The organism is Natronoarchaeum philippinense (assembly GCF_900215575.1).
GTDB classification, from domain to species: Archaea; Halobacteriota; Halobacteria; order Halobacteriales; family Natronoarchaeaceae; genus Natronoarchaeum; species Natronoarchaeum philippinense.
The window spans coordinates 679,279-695,535 of sequence record NZ_OBEJ01000001.1 but is presented as its reverse complement, the minus strand read 5'-3'; the positions used below and the strand labels follow the sequence as shown (position 1 = coordinate 695,535).

The following is a 16,257-nucleotide window of genomic DNA, read 5'->3' as shown; positions in this document are numbered from 1 at the left end:
GGTTTATGTAGTTGTGAAATTAATATATCTTCTGACAGCGACAGTACGCTTATTCTCGCCGCCGGCGTACGAGTAGCCGTGTGTACGCTGACCCTCGCTTGGCAGGTGTTCCCCGAGACGCCGGTCGCCGTCGCCGCGAACCGCGACGAGGCCGATAGCCGGCCCTCGGAGCCGCCGGCCGTGATCGACCGCGATCCGCGCGTCGTCGCGCCGCGGGACGCCGACGCCGGAGGAACGTGGATCGGCTACAACGAGCACGGCCTGCTGGTGGCGATCACGAACCGGTGGAACGACGCCGACCTCGCCGGCGAGCGCTCCCGCGGTCTGCTGGTCCGCGACGCGCTTCGGCGTCCAACCGCGGAAGCCGCGGGCCGGTTCGTCGAGGCCGAACTCCGCGCGCGCGAGTACGAGGGATTCAACCTCGTGATCGCCGACGCCGCGGCCGCGCTCTACTACGAGTGGTCGGGAAGTCTCGATTTTCGGCAGCTCGATCCCGGCGTCCACGTCGTCGTCAACGTCGGCGCCGACGGGCAGTTCTCGATCCCGCAAACCCGCCCGGACGCCGGCGAGCGACAGGCCGAGAGCGCGGCGTGGCTCCGCGAGGCGCTCGCGGTCGAACCGGGCGAGACGGCGACCGCGTGGACCGGCCGGGCCGCCGACGCGCTTGCCGACCACACGTACGGCGTCTGCGTCCACGGCGACGGCTTTGGCACGCGCTCGTCCTCGCTGATCGCGCTCGGGGACTCGGGTGCGACGTATCGGTTCGCCGACGGTCCGCCCTGCGAAACCGACTACGAGGACGTGGCACTCGACCTCGGCTGATGGCCGGTCATCGTGCTGACTCCTTGCGGTTTTCGCCGACACCGGGACGCCGATGAACGGCCCGCGTTCGCACGCTCCGGCCAAGCCGTTCTTTTCAAGTGTCCCAACCGTCTACGACGGGATAACGAATGAGCGAGGACTTCTACGACATACTCGGCGTGAGTCGGGACGCGTCCGAGGACGAGATCAAGCAGGCTTATCGGGAGAAAGCCAGCGAGTACCACCCCGACGTGAGCGACGATCCCGACGCCGAACAGAAGTTCAAGAAAGCCCAGAAGGCAAAGGAAGTGCTGACCGACGAAGAAAAGCGCAATGCCTACGACCGGTTGGGCCACGAGCGCTTCGAGCAGGCCGACAAGCACGGCGGCTTCGACGGCGACCGCGGCGGGGGCGGCGCCGGTGGCCCCTTCGGCGGCGCGGGGGGTGCAGGGGGTCCCTTCGGCGGCGCCGGCGGTGCTGGCGGCCCGTTCGGTGGCGGCGGAGGTGGGGGCGGTATGGGCGACATCTTCGACCAGATCTTCGGCGGCGGCGGTGGCGGCCGCGGCGACTCCGGCCGCGGCGCCGACCTCCGAACGTCGCTGGAGATCGACCTCGAGGAGGCCTACGAGGGCGCTCAGAAGCAGGTGACGGTGCGCCGGCCGGAGAACTGCGAGACCTGCGACGGCGCCGGCCACCCGCCGGACGCCGACAGTCGAACCTGCCCCGAGTGCGAGGGTCGCGGGCAGGTCACGCAGGTCCAGCAGACGCCGCTGGGCCGGATGCAACAGACCCAGACCTGTCGGCGTTGCGAGGGCGACGGCGAACTATACGACGAGACCTGTGGCGACTGCGGCGGCGACGGGCAGGTCACCCAGACCTCGACGCTGACCGTCGACATCCCCGCCGGAATTCAGGACGGCCAGACGCTCCGGATGGAGTATGAAGGCGCGCCCGGCGACACGCGCCGCCAGAACGGCGATCTACTGATCGAGGTGTCGGTCGCCGATCACGACGACTTCGAGCGCGACGGCGACGACCTCCAGCACCACGAGCCCATCTCGTTCCCGCAGGCGACGTTCGGCGACACCATCGAGGTGCCGACGCTGGACGGTCCCGTCGAGATGGACATTCCCGCGGGCACCCAGAGCGGCGAGACGTTCCGCTTGGAGAACAAGGGGATGCCGCGGCTCCGCGGGCGCGGGCAGGGCGATCTCTACGTGCAGATACAGATCGTTACGCCCGACTCGCTCAACGAGGAGCAACGCGAAGCGCTCGAACAGTTCGCGGAAGCCGGCGGCGAGGAGATCGACGTGGAGACCGGCTTCTTCGAGAAGATCAAAAACTCGTTCTGACGCACCCCTTCCGGGGGTCAATCCCGCTGTTGATGGCCGGTAAACGGTGCCTACTCCGCAAGTAACTGGCCAGTAACTATGGGCAACTTACTCGTGGCGGTTGACGAGGGAACACGCGACATGACCGACAACGAGTCCGACGCCGTCGGCGCTCGCTCCGGAAGCGTTCTCGTGACCGGACCGGCGCCCGAGCGGTTCGACCGCGCAGCCGAGTTGCTGACCGACGAGGCCGTCGTCGTCCCGGGGGTCGACGGCGACCTCGAAGCGACGCTCACAGCGACCGATCTCAGGGTCGCAACACCGACGGGCGGCGGCGTGACGCCGCTCTCGGAGCTGGGCATCGCGGTATCGGATCTCGTGAGTGCCCAATCGCGGTCGGACGTGCTCGTCGATGCCGACCCGATCGCGGCCGAGGCGTCGGTGTGCCCGTTCTCGTTGTTTCGGTTCCTCCACCTGACCCGCTGGCGCGTCGCCGCTGCTGGCGGGCTGTTCGTGTGTACCCTCGGGGATGCAGTCGATCCGATCACCGTCGAGACAATCGACGAACTGTTCGACGAGCGCGTCCGGCTGGAGTCCGACCGGGACCGCCGAGTGATCGGCGAACTCTCGCCGTGACGCCGTCTCGTCGGTGAGAGGGGGATCAGCGGTGCGTGATACTCGCAGCCGAGAATCTTCGTTCTTTTGCCGACGGCGTCCAAACACCGCCTATGGAGAGTCTCGACGATGTTGTCGCGCGCGACCGGCGCTCGCAGGACCTCGCGGTCAGGGCGGCCGGTGAGCCGGAGCGCACGTACACCTACCACCGTTTCTGTACGACCGCTTGGAAGACGGGGAACTTCCTCCGGCACCTCGGCGTCGGCGACGGCGTCGCAGTCGGCGTCGCGGCCGACCCGCTACCCCAATCGCTGCTGACCTTCTTCGGCACCGCCCTGCTGGGCGGTCGAACGCGCTTTGCCCCTCCCACCGAGTTCGATGGACGTGCGGTCGTCGCCCGCTCCGACGCCGTCGACCGGTACGAACTGCCGGCCGGCGGCCAGCGCGTCGGCTACGGCGACGATCCTGAGGACCCAGCGACGCGCTACTTCGAGGAGGAAGTCTGGAGCGAGAACCCGTCCTTTCCGCCCGTCGAGCGCGATCCGTCGACGCCGGCGCTCGACGACGGCGAGCGCATCTACTCCCACGCGGACCTTCTCGACGCCGCGGCCGACGTGATCTCGGCGTTCGATCTCGACGCCGACGACGCGGTCGCGGTGCGGGCATCGCTCGCGGATCCACGAACCGTCGTTGCGGGCGCGTTGGCGCCGCTCGTCGCCGGTGGAACTGTACTGTTCCCGGCTGCCGAAGATCGAACCGGCGCCACGGACGCCGCGGCGTCTGCGAGCGGCGACGTTGCCGTCGTTCCGACGACCGAGCGAGGCGCCGCGCCGGAATCACGAACGATCACGCTCGACGACGTGACGGTCTGAGCAGCGGCGTCAAGACGCCATGCCGGACCGCCCCTGAACGTCTCGGCGTTCAGTCGGCCGACCGGATCGCCTCCAGCGCCTCGGGGTTCTCGATGCTCGATAGGTCGCCGGGATCCTCGCCGGCGTAGGCCGCGGCGATCGCCCGCCGGATGATCTTCCCGCTCTGGGTTTTGGGGAACTCGTCGACGAACAGCACTTCTCGGGGCATGAACGGCTTGCCCAGTTCGGCGCCGACGTGCTCTCGCAGTTCGACCCGCCGATCCTCGGTCGCGTCGGCGTCCGGTTCGAGCACGACGTAGGCGACGACGGCCTGCCCGGTCGTCTCGTCGGGGACGCCGACGGCTGCCGCCCGGTTGACGGCGTCGTGGTCGATCAGCGCGCCCTCGACCTCGGCCGGGCCGACTTTGCGCCCGGCGACGTTGATCGCGTCGTCGGCCCGGCCGTGGAGGAACCAGAACCCGTCGTCGTCGACCTGCGCCCAGTCGCCGTGGTCCCAGAGGTCGTCCCAACTCGACCAGTACTCGTCGAGGTAGCGCTCGTCGCCGCTCCACAGCGACTTGGTCATCGACGGGCAGGAGTCCCGAGCGATCAGAAAGCCGCGTTCGCCCGACTCCGCGACGGACTCGCCCGCCGAATCGACCACGTCGACGGCCATCCCCAGCCCCGGCCCGCCGAGCGTGCAGGGCTTGAGCGACTGGATCGGCATCGGCATCAGGAAACAGCCCATGATCTCGGTCCCCCCGGAGATGTTGATGATCGGGCACTCTCCGTCGCCGACGCGCTCGTAGAACCAGCGCCACGATTCGGGATCCCACGGCTCGCCGGTCGACCCGAGCAGGCGAAGACTGGAGAGGTCGTGGCCGTCGAGCCAGTCGTCGCCGCGTTCCCGCAGCGCCCGGATCGCCGTCGGCGAGACGCCGAAAGTCGTCACGTCGTGGCGGTCGATCAGCTCCCAAAAGCGGTCGGGCTCGGGGTAGTCCGGCGCACCCTCGTAGAGCACGACGGTGCCGCCGAAGGCGTGGTTGCCCAGCAGCGTCCACGGGCCCATCATCCAGCCGATGTCCGACACCCAGAAGAAGCGATCGTCCGGTTTGTGATCGAAGCCGAAGTAGATCTCCTTGGCGGCCTGCACGAGCGCGCCGGCGTGGGTGTGGACGATCCCTTTGGGCTTGCCGGTCGTCCCCGAGGAGTACAGCAGCATCGACTCCTGATCGCTCGGGAGCGATTTGGTCTCGTAGGTGTCGGGCTGGCGGTCGACGGCGTCTGCCCACCACCGGTCGCGCTCGTCGTGCCACGGGATGTCGGCGGCAGTATCGGGATCTCCGGCACCCAACCGATCGTACACGATCGTGTGCTCGACGTGGCCCGCTTGCTCGATCGCCTCGTCGGCGGTGTCTTTGAGGAAGACGGGATCGCCCCGGCGGTAGAAGCCGTCCGCCGTGAACAGCACCGAACACTCGGCGTCGTCGAGCCGGGTCGCCACGGCGTCGACGCCGAAGCCCGAGAAGATCGGCACGGCGATCGCGCCCACCTTCAGACAACCGTAGAGGATCGGGACGACCGCGGGCACCATCGGCATGTAGATACCGACGGTGTCGCCCGTCTCGATGCCGCGGGCCTCCAGCGCGTTGGCCACGCGATTGGTCTCGGCGGCGAGGCCCTCGAACGTGATCTCCCGGACCTCGCCGTCCTCTCCCTCCCAGAGCACGGCGGTGTCGTCCCGCGCGTCGGCGTCGTCGGCGTGCCGGTCGACGACGTTGTGGGCGGCGTTGAGCCGCCCGCCGGGATACCAGTCGGTGAACTGCGGGCCGTCGGCGTCGTCTCGAACGTCGGCGTACTCCTCGTCGAACTCGATGTCGAGGTAGTCGACCATCTCGTCCCAGAACCAGTCGATGCCCGACGCGGGCTCTCCCTCCACGTCGCCGGTCGTCCGGGCGATCAACTCGTCGTAGTCGTCGATGCCGTACTCGCGCATGAACTCGTAGACGTTCGTCGATTCCACGAACTCGCGGGAGGTCTCGTGGACGACCTCGTCGACGTCACTGAGAGATGGCATGGCGTACGTGCGAATTTTGCACGAACGATTAAGAAGTTTCGCGCCGGCGACCAGACCGGACAGACCTGTGGCAGCGACTGCCACGAACGACCACCGGCGGCGGTAACGTCTTTGGCGGGGAGCGAGTACTGGTACCTATGTACGTCCGGGACGCGAAAAACCGCGAGGAGGTCTGGCTGCTGGACCACATCGAGGAGATGGGCCTCGACGCGACCTCGTTCCGGTCGCGCGACTACGTGATCGCCATCGACGAGCAGTCCGGGACGAAAGCCGGCTTCGGTCGTATCCGCATCCACAAGAGCGACGACGGCGAGCTCTGCGAACTGACCAGCATCGGCGTCCTGACGGGCTGGCGAGAGCAGGGCGTCGGCGCCCACGTGCTCGAACGGCTGCTCGAACAGGCCCGCGATCAAGGGTTCGAGCGCGTCTACAGCCTCACCGACGAGCCGACGTATCTCGCGCAGTTTGGCTTCCGGAGCATCTCCGCGGAGGAGTTGCCCGAGAAGCTACAAGAGCGACTCGACGCCAAGCGCGACCGGTCGGCCCCCGAGGCGACGCCGGTCGTCGTCGATGTCGACGAGTTCGAGATGCCCGACCGACTGCGCGAGCGGTTCAAATACGCCGCCGAAGAGGCGGTCGAAGAAGCGCCCGACGAGATGCCGGAAGATTTCGGTATCGACTCCGAAACGGCGACCTACAAGTACGACACCGGTCGGTAGCGCCGTCGCTCACCCGGCCTCTGGCTCCTCGCCGATGCCGTACTTGAACGCGATCCAGCCGATCACGCTGATAAAGAGGATCGGCGGCAACATCACGAACACCCACAGCGGCTTGAGGCCCCACTGCAACACGAGCGCGACGCTGATCAGGCCGAGCAGGAGAAACGGAAGGATCGCAAGCGTCGCGCGCAGACGGCTCGTTCCCGGCGCGTCCTCGCCGTCGTCGAGGTCGGGGAGTGGGGCGTCCATCGTTCGTAGGTGAGCGCGCTGCGGTCAAAAACGAACCGGTCGAATACGAGCGAGCCGTCTCGCAACGGGGCTCGGTTCGCCAATCCTTAAGCCGGACCCATTCCTCGTGATAAACAATGTTCGATTCGGACGACTTGGAGGAAATCCGCTCGAAGAAAGCCGAGTGGGAGTCCGAGCAGGTCGACCCCACACTGGACCGGTTCGGAGAGCGCGAGGAGCAGTTCCGGACCGACACGGGCGGCCAACCGGTCGATCGGCTGTACACGCCGGACGACGTGGCCGATCTGGATTACGACGACGACCTCGGCTTCCCCGGCGAGGAGCCGTACACCCGCGGCGTCTACCCGACGGGCTATCGCGGCCGGCTCTGGACGATGCGCCAGTACGCCGGGATGGGCACCGCCGAGGAGACCAACGAGCGATTCCGGTACCTGCTCGATCAGGGCCAGACCGGGCTCTCGATGGCCTTCGACCTGCCGACGCAGATGGGCTACGACTCGGACGACCCGATGGCCAGCGGCGAGGTCGGTAAGTCCGGCGTCGCCATCGACTCGCTGCGGGACTTCGAGACCGTCTTCGACGGCATCACGCTCTCGGACGTGTCGACGAGCATGACGATCAACGCGCCAGCCTCGGTGTTGCTGGCGATGTACATCGCGCTCGGCGACAAACAGGGCGTCGACCGCGAGGAGCTGCGCGGGACGATTCAAAACGACGTGCTCAAGGAGTATATCGCCCGGAACACGTACATCTACCCGCCCGAGCAGTCGATGCGGATCATCACCGACGTGTTCGAGTTCTGTGCCGCCGAGACGCCCAAGTTCAACACCATCTCCATCTCGGGCTATCACGTCCGCGAGGCCGGCGCGACGGCCGCCCAAGAGATCGCATTTACCCTCGCAAACGGCATCGAGTACGTCGAGGCGGCGATCGACGCCGGACTCGACGTCGACGAGTTCGCACCGCAGCTATCGTTCTTTTTCGCCTCCTACAACAACATCTTGGAGGAGGTGTCCAAGTTCCGCGCTGCCCGCCGGATGTGGGCGAAAATCATGGCGGAGCGCTTCGACGCCGAGGATCCCAAATCGAAGCAGCTCAAGTTCCACACCCAGACTGCCGGCTCGACGCTGACCGCCCAGCAGATCGAGAACAACGTCGTCCGGGTCGCCTATCAGGCGCTCGCGGCGGTGCTCGGGGGAACGCAGAGTTTGCACACGAACGGGAAAGACGAGGCGCTCGCGCTGCCGACCGAGGAGTCGGTCCGCACCGCTCTTAGGACCCAGCAGATTCTGGCCCACGAATCGGGCGCCGCCGACACGATCGACCCGCTGGGCGGGAGCTACTACGTCGAGTCGCTCACCGACGACCTCGAATCGGAGGCGTTCGACATCATCGACGAGGTCGACGACCGCGGCGGCATGCTTCGCGCGATCGACCAACAGTGGGTCCAGCGCCAGATCCAAGACGTGGCCTACGACCGCCAGCAGGAAGTCGAGTCCGGCGACCGGATCATCGTCGGCGTCAACGAGTTCGAGATCGAGGAAGAAGACCAAGCGATGGACTTAGAGGAAGTCACCGAAGAAGACGAGCGCCGGCAGGTCGAGCGACTGGAGTCGGTGCGCGAGGAGCGCGACGACGAACTGGTCGAGGAGCGGCTGGCGGCCGTCCGGGACGCCGCAGCGAGCGACCAGAATCTGATGCCACCGCTGATCGAGGCCGTCAAAGCCTACGCGACGGTCGGCGAGATCTGTAACGTCCTGCGCGACGAGTTCGGCGAGTACAAGGGCGGTGGCGCGGTCTGAGGGACGCAGGCCGGGTGGTGCGGTCTGAAGTCGCTGATTGGCCGCCGTGCTGCGCGGTGGCTGGTAAACGTTCAACTGTCTGCCCGGTGTTAGCTCGCGTATGCACTTCGACCACGCCGGCATCGCAACGAACGATCTCGACGCCGCCGCGGAGCTGTACGGCGAACTGTTCGACGCGCCGGTCGCTCACGAAGAAGAACTGGACGGGCTTCGGGTGGCGTTTCTGGATCTTGGCGACGGCTACTTCGAGTTGCTCGAACCGGTCAAACACGCCACTGTCGCGCGCTTTCTCGACAAGCACGGTCCGGGCGTGCACCATCTCGCGGTGGCGACCGACGACATCGAGGCCGCGTTAGAGACTGCGCGCGAAATGGGGATCGACCTGATCGACGAGGAGCCGCGGGCGGGCGCATGGGGTCACGAGGTTGCCTTCTTGCATCCCAACGACACCGGGGGCGTGCTCGTGGAGTTCGTGGAGCACTAGGGGATTGGATTGCTGGCTCGGAGAGCACGACTACGAAAGCGCTCGGACCACACTCAGGAACGGCACCGACTGGCTCGAAGAACAACATCACCAAAGCCCTCGGTCCGCTCGGCGGCTCTCGCCCGGATATCCTCGCTGCGCTCGGATAGGGCCAGCCGAGAGCCGCCGACCGCACCTCGCCCTTTCAGTCCACCAAGACGGGCCGCCGCCTCATCCTCCCCAGCCGGTTTCGCGCCCACGGAGGGGCGCGAGAGCCCTCGCGCGCGTCGCTCACGCGCGCCGGGTGGGCTGATTACCCTTTGATATTACAGACGGGGAACGTCCGGGCGACCTTGTCGCCGATGCCCAGCGCGTCCGAAACCCGCACCACTTCGTCGACATCTTTGTAGACGCCGGGAGCCTCTTCAGCCACCGTTGCGCCGCTCTGTGCCTTCACGTAGATCTGTTCCTGTTCTTCGAGGTCGTCCTGCACGTCGCCGCCCCAGTATTCGTTTTTGGCCTGCGTGCGGCTCATCAGCCGGCCGGCGCCGTGGGCCGTCGAGCCGAACGTCTCTTCCATCGAGTGCTCGCCGCCCCGGAGGACGTAGCTGCCGGCGCCCATGCTGCCGGGGATGATGATCGGCTGGCCGACATCCCGATACGCGGCCGGAACTTCGGGGTGGCCGGCGGGGAACGCCCGCGTCGCGCCCTTGCGGTGGACGTACAGCGTCTTGTCATCGCCGTCGACGGTGTGTTGTTCCTTTTTGGCGATGTTGTGGGCCACGTCGTACAGCAGGTGCATCTCCATCTGCTCCCACGTCCGGTCGAACACCTTCTCGAACACCCGGCGCGTTCGGTGCATGATGAGCTGGCGATTGACCCACGCGAAGTTGATCGCCGCGCACATCGCGCCGTAGTACTCCTCGGCGAGTTGCGAGCCGGCGGGCGCCGCGGCGAGTTCCTTGTCGGGGAGCTGATTCAGCAGGCCCGAGTGGGTTTTCTCGATCTTCCGGAGGTAGTCGTTGCAGGTCTGGTGGCCAAGCCCTCTGCTCCCGCAGTGGATCAGGACGACGATCTGGTCTTCCTCCAGCTCGAACTCGTCGGCGACGCCCTCGCGGAACACGTCGGTGACGCGCTGGACTTCGAGGAAGTGGTTCCCGCTGCCGAGGCTTCCCAACTGATTTTTCCCGCGGTCCTTGGCCTTCTGGCTGATCGCGGACGGATCGGCGTCGGGACGCCGCCCCTCGTCCTCGCAGGCACGGAGGTCGTCCTCGACGCCGTAGCCCTCTTCGACGGCCCACTCGACGCCCCGTTCGAGGACTTCGTTCACCGTGTCGACGCCGCTCTCGACGATGCCGCCGCCGCCCAGCCCCGAGGGAACGTTGGCGAAGAGCGCCTCGACGAGTTCTTCCTCTTTGCCCTGAACGTCCTCGTAGGACAGGTTCGTCGTCATCATCCTGACGCCGCAGTTGATGTCGTAGCCGACCGCTCCCGGCGATATACAGCCGTCTTCGGCGTCGAGCGCACCGACGCCCCCGACCGGGAAGCCGTAGCCCTGATGGCCGTCGGGCATGCAGATCGCGTGCTTCGTGATCCCGGGGAGGTGGGTCGCGTTCTTCAACTGCTGGAGCGTCTTGTCGTCGGAAATCTCGTCGAGCAACTGCTCGCTGGCGAGCACGCGCGCCGGCGCGCGCATCTCGCCCTCCTGTGGGATCTCCCAGACGTAGTCCCGCACCTTCTGCAGGGTGATGCCGTCGGCGTCGTAGGTTGTCATACGTCTACGTCCGCCCGCGGCACCGGAATAGGTTACTATCGACGGCGTGGTAAGTGGCTCCAGATCGCCTCAGTCGTCTGCCACCGCCGCCTCGCCCTCGCTCGTCCGGGCGTCCCGCGAGGTCTCGCGCAGCCAGTTGTCGACCGCGAGCGGGCCGCTACCCGTAATAAAGAGCATCGACACCATCCCGTAGAGTGTGACGTGGGCCAGCACCGGGTCGTCGGGCAGGCCAAAGAGCGTCAGCGTGAACATCACGAAGGCGACGGCGGCGCCGCCGCGCGTGAAGACGCCGAGCAGCAGCGCGACGCCGAGCGCGAGTTCGGTCAGGCCGGCGCCGATCACCCAGAGGCCGGGATCGACCGGGACGACGGCCGTGAGGTTGTACTTCTCGACGACCGCCAGCCCCGTGCCGGGCGCGAGCAGCTTCTCGACGATACCGAGGTACGCGAAGGCGATTCCCAGTCCGGCCCGAACGACCGTCGGCGCGTAGCGCTTGTACGGCTCGACCACTCCGTCGAACCAGTCAGCGAGGCCGTAAACCGGGTCGAACCGGCCGTAGATCGTCCCCGGCGTCCCGGCGACCTGCTTGAGCATGTGATCGGCGCTGGGGCGGCCGCTCCCGACCAGCACGATAGCGATGAAGCCCGGGACGTACTCGAACGCCAGCAGCAGGTCGGGCGCGAACGGCAGGGCGACGAGATAGGCGAGCAACCCGACGCCAGCGACGGCCCGCGTCGCCAGCCCGAACAGCAGGAAAAAGCCGAGGGCGACCTGAAAGACGCGCATCGACCACGCCACCTCCGGGCTGAAGTAGTAGCCCGCGAAGCCGGCGCCCACGAGGGGAAGCCCGAGCGCGAGTCGCAACATCCACGGCACCAGATCGCGGTACCCGAGCAGCGTCTCCCGGAGCACCGCCAGGTCCGTCCGGGCGGGCCGGAATCGGAGGTACGCCAGCGCGACAGCCAGCGTCGTCACGGCGCCGCCACCGAGCAAGGCGGCGTTCAGCGGGTCGGCGAGCACGTCGGCGAGCAGGGCCAGCCCCGTCGGTCCGCCGTCGTCGTCCGAGACGTACCTGACGTGGGCCGCCGCCGGCTGGACAAGCACCAACAGCGCCGTCATCGCCGCGAGCGCACGTCCCGCAGTTCTCGTAGCACCTCTGTCCATGTCGTGTCGGTACGGGACCGACACTAAAACGTCGCCCGCTTCGGGACGGCGTCCGCGGATCGAGCGCCCGATTCACCGCGGCTCGACGCCGACGCTCGCGCGGTTCGTTCGACGCCGACGCTCAAACGTCGAAGACGACGTACGCGCGCCAGCCGTCGGCCGTTTCCGCGACCTCCATCTCGGAGTAGGTGACGGCCTTGATCTCGCGGGCCGACACCGCCGACAGCGGAACGCCGCGGGCCGAGCCTGCCAGACTGAACTCGTCGTCCCGTTCCGTCACTTCCACGTCGTTGTCGACCGGCAGGACGCCGCGCACGTCGCGCTCGTAGATCAGTTCGTCGAGGTAATCAAAGAGCAGTGCCTCCCGACTTTCGGCGTCGACGCGCACGTCGAAGCGCTCGCCCTCCGCGGGCACGTCGTCGCACATCGCGGCCGCCAACCCGTCGGCGACGGCCCCGACGACGGCGTCGAACGACGGCCCTTCGGCTTCGATGGCGACATCGGCCGTGTGTTCGCGCAACTCGTAGCTCACTACTCGGGACGACGACGGTGGCAACCGTCAATGGGTCGGTTCGTCGCGGCGCTCGCGACGGCGGGGCGAGCGGAGAGTTCGTCGGTGTACTACCGAGCGAAGCGAGGTAGTGCTCGGCGGGCGAGTGAAGCGAGCCCGCCGGTGTGTTGCCGAGCGAAGCGACGCAGCGCTTGGCAAGCGAACACGGTGAGCTTGCCGGTGTCTCGCGGAACGAAGTGACGCGAGGCTCGGCAAACGAGTGAAACGAGTTTGCCGGTGGAATTATATTCGCGTCGTTACTACGTATCAGCAGTGAGCGTCAACGTCGAAACGCGCGTCGTCGGCCCGGGCAGCGACGAGCGGCTGGACGATGCCTGGGAACTCAAAGAGACGATCCGCGGCGCCGAGGGCGTACTCAAACAGCGCCACGGCTTCTTCGCGGACGCCTACCGCCGCTCGACGGTCCACCTGCTCGTCGACGCCGACGACAACCTCGCCGGCTTCGCGGCGGTGCGCCGCGACGGGTACATCCTGTTTCTCGCGGTCGATCCGGCCTACCGCGGCGAGGGCTTTGGCAAACGGCTCGTCGCCACCGTGGCCGACGAGCACGATTCGGTCACCTGTCACGCTCGGGCGACCAACGACAACGCTTTGCAGTTCTACGAGTCGCTCGGGTTCGAGATCAAGCGCCGCATCGACACCTACTACGAGGACGGCGGCGACGCCTACTACCTCAAACTCGGTGACGACGCCGGGCTGGCGAGCAAGCTCAGTGATCTGGTCCGCCGGCGGTAGAGGCTGATTAGGGCTCGGCCACGCGGTCGTCGCGGGCGCCGTCGATCACGTCGATTGCGTTCTCGATGTCGTCGACGAGGAATAGCTCTGCGTCTCCGTCTGCCGTTTCGATACGGAGGCGGGTTCGTAGGCTCCCGCCGAACAGCGTATCGAGCGGCTGTCGGACGATCGCCCCGGGCGAGCGGTCGGCCGGTTCAGTCGTAACAGTCTCGACCGCATCGAGCGGTACGTCGACGTGGGCGCCGCCCAGCACGTCGTCGAAGGTATGGGGAACGAAGACGACGCGTCGATCAGTCACGAACAGCTTGCCGCCGACCGCGCGCCGGCGGTTCTGCGTGTGGTTGGCGCGCTCGTCGAACTGCACCGCCTCCGTGTCGGACCGATCGAGATCGTCACGGGACGGCTCGCCGAGCAGTTTCATGAACAGGTCGAGCGCGGACATGATATATCAACCAATATAGTTCGAGTTGAATTTATCGGAATCTTCGGAAGGGAAAAGGGGCTCACTCGGCTCTCGGCCCTCGCCGACATCGTTACTACCGGGGAGCCGATAGAACGCTCGTGGACGAGACGATCGAGTGGCTGCGCGGACGTCCGTACTACGACGGCCAGATCGCAGCGCGACGCACCGTTCCGGGCGGCGACGCCGACCTCGCAGAGCTCGATGTCGAGGACCGACTGGCCGGTGCGCTGGCCGACCGCGGCATCGAGTCTGCGTACGCCCATCAGGCTGAAGCGATCGAGCGCATCCGCGACGGCGACAACGCCGTGCTGGCGACGCCGACAGCCAGCGGCAAGAGCCTCGCGTACACCGTCCCGGCGTTCGAGCGTGCCTTGGACCGCCGGGCGACCACCCTCTACATTGCCCCGCAGGTCGCGCTGATCAACGATCAGGCCGAGACGCTCGCCGACCTCGCCGGCGATCTCGGGTTCGCCAGCGGCGTCACCGTGGATCGGTACACCGGTCGGCTCTCGAAGACCGAGAAAGAACGCGTCAGGGACCGCCAGCCGACCGTCCTGCTCACGACGCCGGACATGCTCCACTACGGCATCCTGCCCCACGGCCACCGGCTGTGGGACTGGTTCTTCCAGCGTCTGGAGACTGTCGTCATCGACGAGGTCCACGAGTACCGCGGCGTGTTCGGCAGTCAGGTCGCGCTCGTGCTGCGCCGCCTGTCACGGCTCTGCGAGCGCTTCGACGCCAGCGGCGAGCCACGCTCGTCGGCGAGGCGGACGAAGTCCGCCGGTGCCCCGCAGTTCGTCTGTTGCTCGGCGACCATCGACAACCCCGCCGAGCACGCTGGGACGGTGACCGGCCAGCCGGCTGACTCGTTTGCGGTCGTCGACGAGGACGCGTCGGCGTCCGGCCCGACCAACTGGCTGCTGTGGAACCCGCCCGAGTACGAGCGCGACGATCAGGGCTCCGGTCGACGCCGTTCGAACCACGTCGAAGCCAAACGCCTGTTCGTCGATCTGGTGAGCCGGGGCTACCAGACTGTCGTGTTCACCCGGGCGCGCCAGACCGCAGAACAGTACGCCAGCGACAGCGCCGACGAGCTTCGAGAGCGCGGTTTCGCTGACGAGGCCGCCGGCGTCACGGCGTATCAGGCCGCGCTCAGGCGCGAGCGCCGCGACGAGATCGAAACCGGGCTCCACGACGGCGATATTCGAGGCGTCTGGAGCACGAACGCGCTGGAACTCGGCGTCGACATCGGCGGCCTCGACGCCGTGATTCTGGACGGCTATCCCGGGACGAAGATGGCGACGTGGCAGCAGGCCGGGCGCGCCGGCCGCGGCACTGACCCGAGCCTCGTCGCGCTCGTCGCCGGCGAAGATCAACTCGACCAGTACGTGATGCGCAATCCCGACGAGCTGTTCGCCGGCGACCCCGAGCGCGCCGTCGCCAACCCCGAGAACGACCAGCTCGTCCCGCCCCACGTCCTCGCGGCGGCCCGCGAGAACTGGCTCTCGGCCGACGACGAGCGCCACTTCGGCGCCCAGTTTCCGGATGTCGTCGCGGACCTCGAATCGGTCGGCGACCTCGAACGCCGGACGACGGACAAGGGCGTGCGCTGGACGGCTGACATCGACGGCAGTCCACAGCACGAGATGAGTCTGCGCTCGATCGACGACCGCGAGATCCAACTGCTCGACGCCCGGTCGGGTGATGCCATCGCCAGCCTCCCCTTCGGCGACGCCCTGCGTGACGCCCATCCGGGCGCGATCTACCACCACCAAGGCCAGCGCTACGAGGTGACCGAACTCGATCTGGACCGAGATCTCGCGGAGCTATCCCCGACGTGGGCGGACTACCACACGCGCGTCCTCCACGACAAGACGATCACCGTCGAGCGTGACCTCGACGAACGCCGGCTTCCCGACCGCGAGGACGTGACCGTGAAGTTCGCCGAGGTGACGATGCGAAAACAGATCACCGGCTTCGAGCGACGCGATCCCAAACGCGGCGAGCCGATCGCCCGCGAGACGCTCGACCTGCCCGAGACGACGCTCCGGACGCGCGCGCTGTATTTCACCCAGCCCGACGAGATGCAGGCCGATCTCCGGGCGAGGGCGAGCGACGGGGAGAGCTTCGAAGGGGCGATCCACGCCGCCGAGCACGCGCTCATCTCCCTGTTCCCGCTCGAAGTGCTCTGTGACCGGCGCGACATCGGCGGCCTGTCGACGCCGCGCCATCCCCACACCGGCGAGAGCACGATCTTCGTCTACGACGGCTACCCCGGCGGCGTCGGCCTCACCCGCGAGGGGTACGAGCGCCTGCCCGAGATGCTCGACCGTACCCGCGACCTGCTCGCGGAGTGTTCCTGCGAGAACGGCTGTCCGAGCTGCGTCCAGTCGCCACACTGCGGGAACGCGAACGAGCCGCTCTCGAAGGGGCTGGCGCACGAACTGGTCGATCAATTGTTGGATCCCTAGTCAGCTCACGTCAAGCAGCCATCAGTTCGATTGTTCATCGCTCTGCAGGACTTCGATCCACGACGACTCACACCGCGAAAGCCCCCGCCACGTTCGACCGGTTGCGACTCGCTGTGCTCCTCACTCCGTTGCGGTGCTTGCTTCGTCTCACCGGATCGAGCGCGGCGGCCC

At 67.2% G+C, this 16,257-nt stretch carries 15 protein-coding genes; 9 read left to right on the top strand and 6 right to left on the bottom strand.

The window, feature by feature from the left end; genetic code table 11:
- Positions 1-78 precede the first annotated feature (78 nt).
- The 4 genes from CRO01_RS03525 to CRO01_RS03510 all read left to right on the top strand — a co-directional run bounded on the left by CRO01_RS03525 (position 79) and on the right by CRO01_RS03510 (position 3,619).
- The gene (locus tag CRO01_RS03525) at positions 79-822 is read left to right on the top strand and encodes an NRDE family protein (RefSeq protein ID WP_097007722.1); all 744 of its coding nucleotides are present in this window, start codon (positions 79-81) and stop codon (positions 820-822) included.
- A 128-nt stretch (positions 823-950) separates the two neighbouring features.
- A complete protein-coding gene (gene dnaJ, locus CRO01_RS03520; RefSeq protein WP_097007721.1) occupies positions 951-2,153 on the top strand; it encodes a molecular chaperone DnaJ in 1,203 nt (400 codons plus the stop codon).
- A 120-nt stretch (positions 2,154-2,273) separates the two neighbouring features.
- Positions 2,274-2,768 carry a DUF7504 family protein gene (locus tag CRO01_RS03515; protein WP_143824898.1) on the top strand — a complete coding sequence of 165 codons (495 nt, stop codon included), beginning with the start codon at positions 2,274-2,276 and terminating at the stop codon, positions 2,766-2,768.
- Positions 2,769-2,860: 92 nt separating this feature from the next.
- On the top strand, positions 2,861-3,619 hold the full coding sequence (locus CRO01_RS03510) for an AMP-binding protein (RefSeq protein WP_097007719.1): 759 nt from the start codon (positions 2,861-2,863) through the stop codon (positions 3,617-3,619).
- A 49-nt stretch (positions 3,620-3,668) separates the two neighbouring features.
- On the opposite strand, the gene CRO01_RS03505 is transcribed toward CRO01_RS03510, so the two are convergent.
- Positions 3,669-5,675, bottom strand: coding sequence for an AMP-binding protein (locus tag CRO01_RS03505; RefSeq protein WP_097007718.1), 2,007 nt, complete (start codon positions 5,673-5,675; stop codon positions 3,669-3,671).
- A 137-nt stretch (positions 5,676-5,812) separates the two neighbouring features.
- Between CRO01_RS03505 and CRO01_RS03500 the strand changes: the two genes are divergently transcribed.
- Positions 5,813-6,394 carry a GNAT family N-acetyltransferase gene (locus CRO01_RS03500; RefSeq protein WP_097007717.1) on the top strand — a complete coding sequence of 194 codons (582 nt, stop codon included), beginning with the start codon at positions 5,813-5,815 and terminating at the stop codon, positions 6,392-6,394.
- A 9-nt stretch (positions 6,395-6,403) separates the two neighbouring features.
- Here the strand turns inward: CRO01_RS03500 and CRO01_RS03495 are convergent, their stop codons facing one another.
- Positions 6,404-6,643 carry a hypothetical protein gene (locus CRO01_RS03495; RefSeq protein WP_097007716.1) on the bottom strand — a complete coding sequence of 80 codons (240 nt, stop codon included), beginning with the start codon at positions 6,641-6,643 and terminating at the stop codon, positions 6,404-6,406.
- 116 nt (positions 6,644-6,759) lie between these two features.
- On the opposite strand from CRO01_RS03495, the gene CRO01_RS03490 reads away from it, so the two are divergent.
- Both CRO01_RS03490 and mce read left to right on the top strand, forming a co-directional pair.
- Positions 6,760-8,445 carry an acyl-CoA mutase large subunit family protein gene (locus tag CRO01_RS03490; RefSeq protein WP_097007715.1) on the top strand — a complete coding sequence of 562 codons (1,686 nt, stop codon included), beginning with the start codon at positions 6,760-6,762 and terminating at the stop codon, positions 8,443-8,445.
- 100 nt (positions 8,446-8,545) lie between these two features.
- Entirely contained in the window at positions 8,546-8,929 is a 384-nt protein-coding gene (mce, locus tag CRO01_RS03485; RefSeq protein WP_097007714.1) for a methylmalonyl-CoA epimerase, read from the top strand.
- 292 nt (positions 8,930-9,221) lie between these two features.
- Here the strand turns inward: mce and CRO01_RS03480 are convergent, their stop codons facing one another.
- The 3 genes from CRO01_RS03480 to CRO01_RS03470 all read right to left on the bottom strand — a co-directional run bounded on the left by CRO01_RS03480 (position 9,222) and on the right by CRO01_RS03470 (position 12,378).
- Entirely contained in the window at positions 9,222-10,682 is a 1,461-nt protein-coding gene (locus CRO01_RS03480; RefSeq protein WP_097007713.1) for an RtcB family protein, read from the bottom strand.
- 69 nt (positions 10,683-10,751) lie between these two features.
- A complete protein-coding gene (locus tag CRO01_RS03475; RefSeq protein ID WP_097007712.1) occupies positions 10,752-11,846 on the bottom strand; it encodes a DoxX family membrane protein in 1,095 nt (364 codons plus the stop codon).
- A gap of 121 nt (positions 11,847-11,967) precedes the next feature.
- Entirely contained in the window at positions 11,968-12,378 is a 411-nt protein-coding gene (locus CRO01_RS03470) for an archease (RefSeq protein WP_097007711.1), read from the bottom strand.
- A gap of 291 nt (positions 12,379-12,669) precedes the next feature.
- Between CRO01_RS03470 and CRO01_RS03465 the strand changes: the two genes are divergently transcribed.
- Positions 12,670-13,152 (top strand): GNAT family N-acetyltransferase, encoded by a 483-nt coding sequence (locus tag CRO01_RS03465; protein ID WP_097007710.1) that lies wholly within the window; start codon positions 12,670-12,672, stop codon positions 13,150-13,152.
- Between the two features lie 7 nt (positions 13,153-13,159).
- On the opposite strand, the gene CRO01_RS03460 is transcribed toward CRO01_RS03465, so the two are convergent.
- On the bottom strand, positions 13,160-13,594 hold the full coding sequence (locus CRO01_RS03460) for a hypothetical protein (RefSeq protein WP_097007709.1): 435 nt from the start codon (positions 13,592-13,594) through the stop codon (positions 13,160-13,162).
- A 119-nt stretch (positions 13,595-13,713) separates the two neighbouring features.
- On the opposite strand from CRO01_RS03460, the gene CRO01_RS03455 reads away from it, so the two are divergent.
- Positions 13,714-16,086, top strand: coding sequence for a DEAD/DEAH box helicase (locus CRO01_RS03455; protein WP_097007708.1), 2,373 nt, complete (start codon positions 13,714-13,716; stop codon positions 16,084-16,086).
- Positions 16,087-16,257 lie beyond the last annotated feature (171 nt).

Excerpts from the sequence above, each read along its gene's own strand:
- dnaJ (WP_097007721.1), top strand. The coding sequence starts at position 951 with ATGAGCGAGGACTTCTACGACATACTCGGCGTGAGTCGGGACGCGTCC.
- CRO01_RS03515 (WP_143824898.1), top strand. The coding sequence starts at position 2,274 with ATGACCGACAACGAGTCCGACGCCGTCGGCGCTCGCTCCGGAAGCGTT.
- CRO01_RS03510 (WP_097007719.1), top strand. The coding sequence starts at position 2,861 with ATGGAGAGTCTCGACGATGTTGTCGCGCGCGACCGGCGCTCGCAGGAC.
- CRO01_RS03505 (WP_097007718.1), bottom strand. The coding sequence starts at position 5,675 with ATGCCATCTCTCAGTGACGTCGACGAGGTCGTCCACGAGACCTCCCGC.
- CRO01_RS03500 (WP_097007717.1), top strand. The coding sequence starts at position 5,813 with ATGTACGTCCGGGACGCGAAAAACCGCGAGGAGGTCTGGCTGCTGGAC.
- CRO01_RS03495 (WP_097007716.1), bottom strand. The coding sequence starts at position 6,643 with ATGGACGCCCCACTCCCCGACCTCGACGACGGCGAGGACGCGCCGGGA.
- CRO01_RS03490 (WP_097007715.1), top strand. The coding sequence starts at position 6,760 with ATGTTCGATTCGGACGACTTGGAGGAAATCCGCTCGAAGAAAGCCGAG.
- mce (WP_097007714.1), top strand. The coding sequence starts at position 8,546 with ATGCACTTCGACCACGCCGGCATCGCAACGAACGATCTCGACGCCGCC.
- CRO01_RS03480 (WP_097007713.1), bottom strand. The coding sequence starts at position 10,682 with ATGACAACCTACGACGCCGACGGCATCACCCTGCAGAAGGTGCGGGAC.
- CRO01_RS03475 (WP_097007712.1), bottom strand. The coding sequence starts at position 11,846 with ATGGACAGAGGTGCTACGAGAACTGCGGGACGTGCGCTCGCGGCGATG.
- CRO01_RS03460 (WP_097007709.1), bottom strand. The coding sequence starts at position 13,594 with ATGTCCGCGCTCGACCTGTTCATGAAACTGCTCGGCGAGCCGTCCCGT.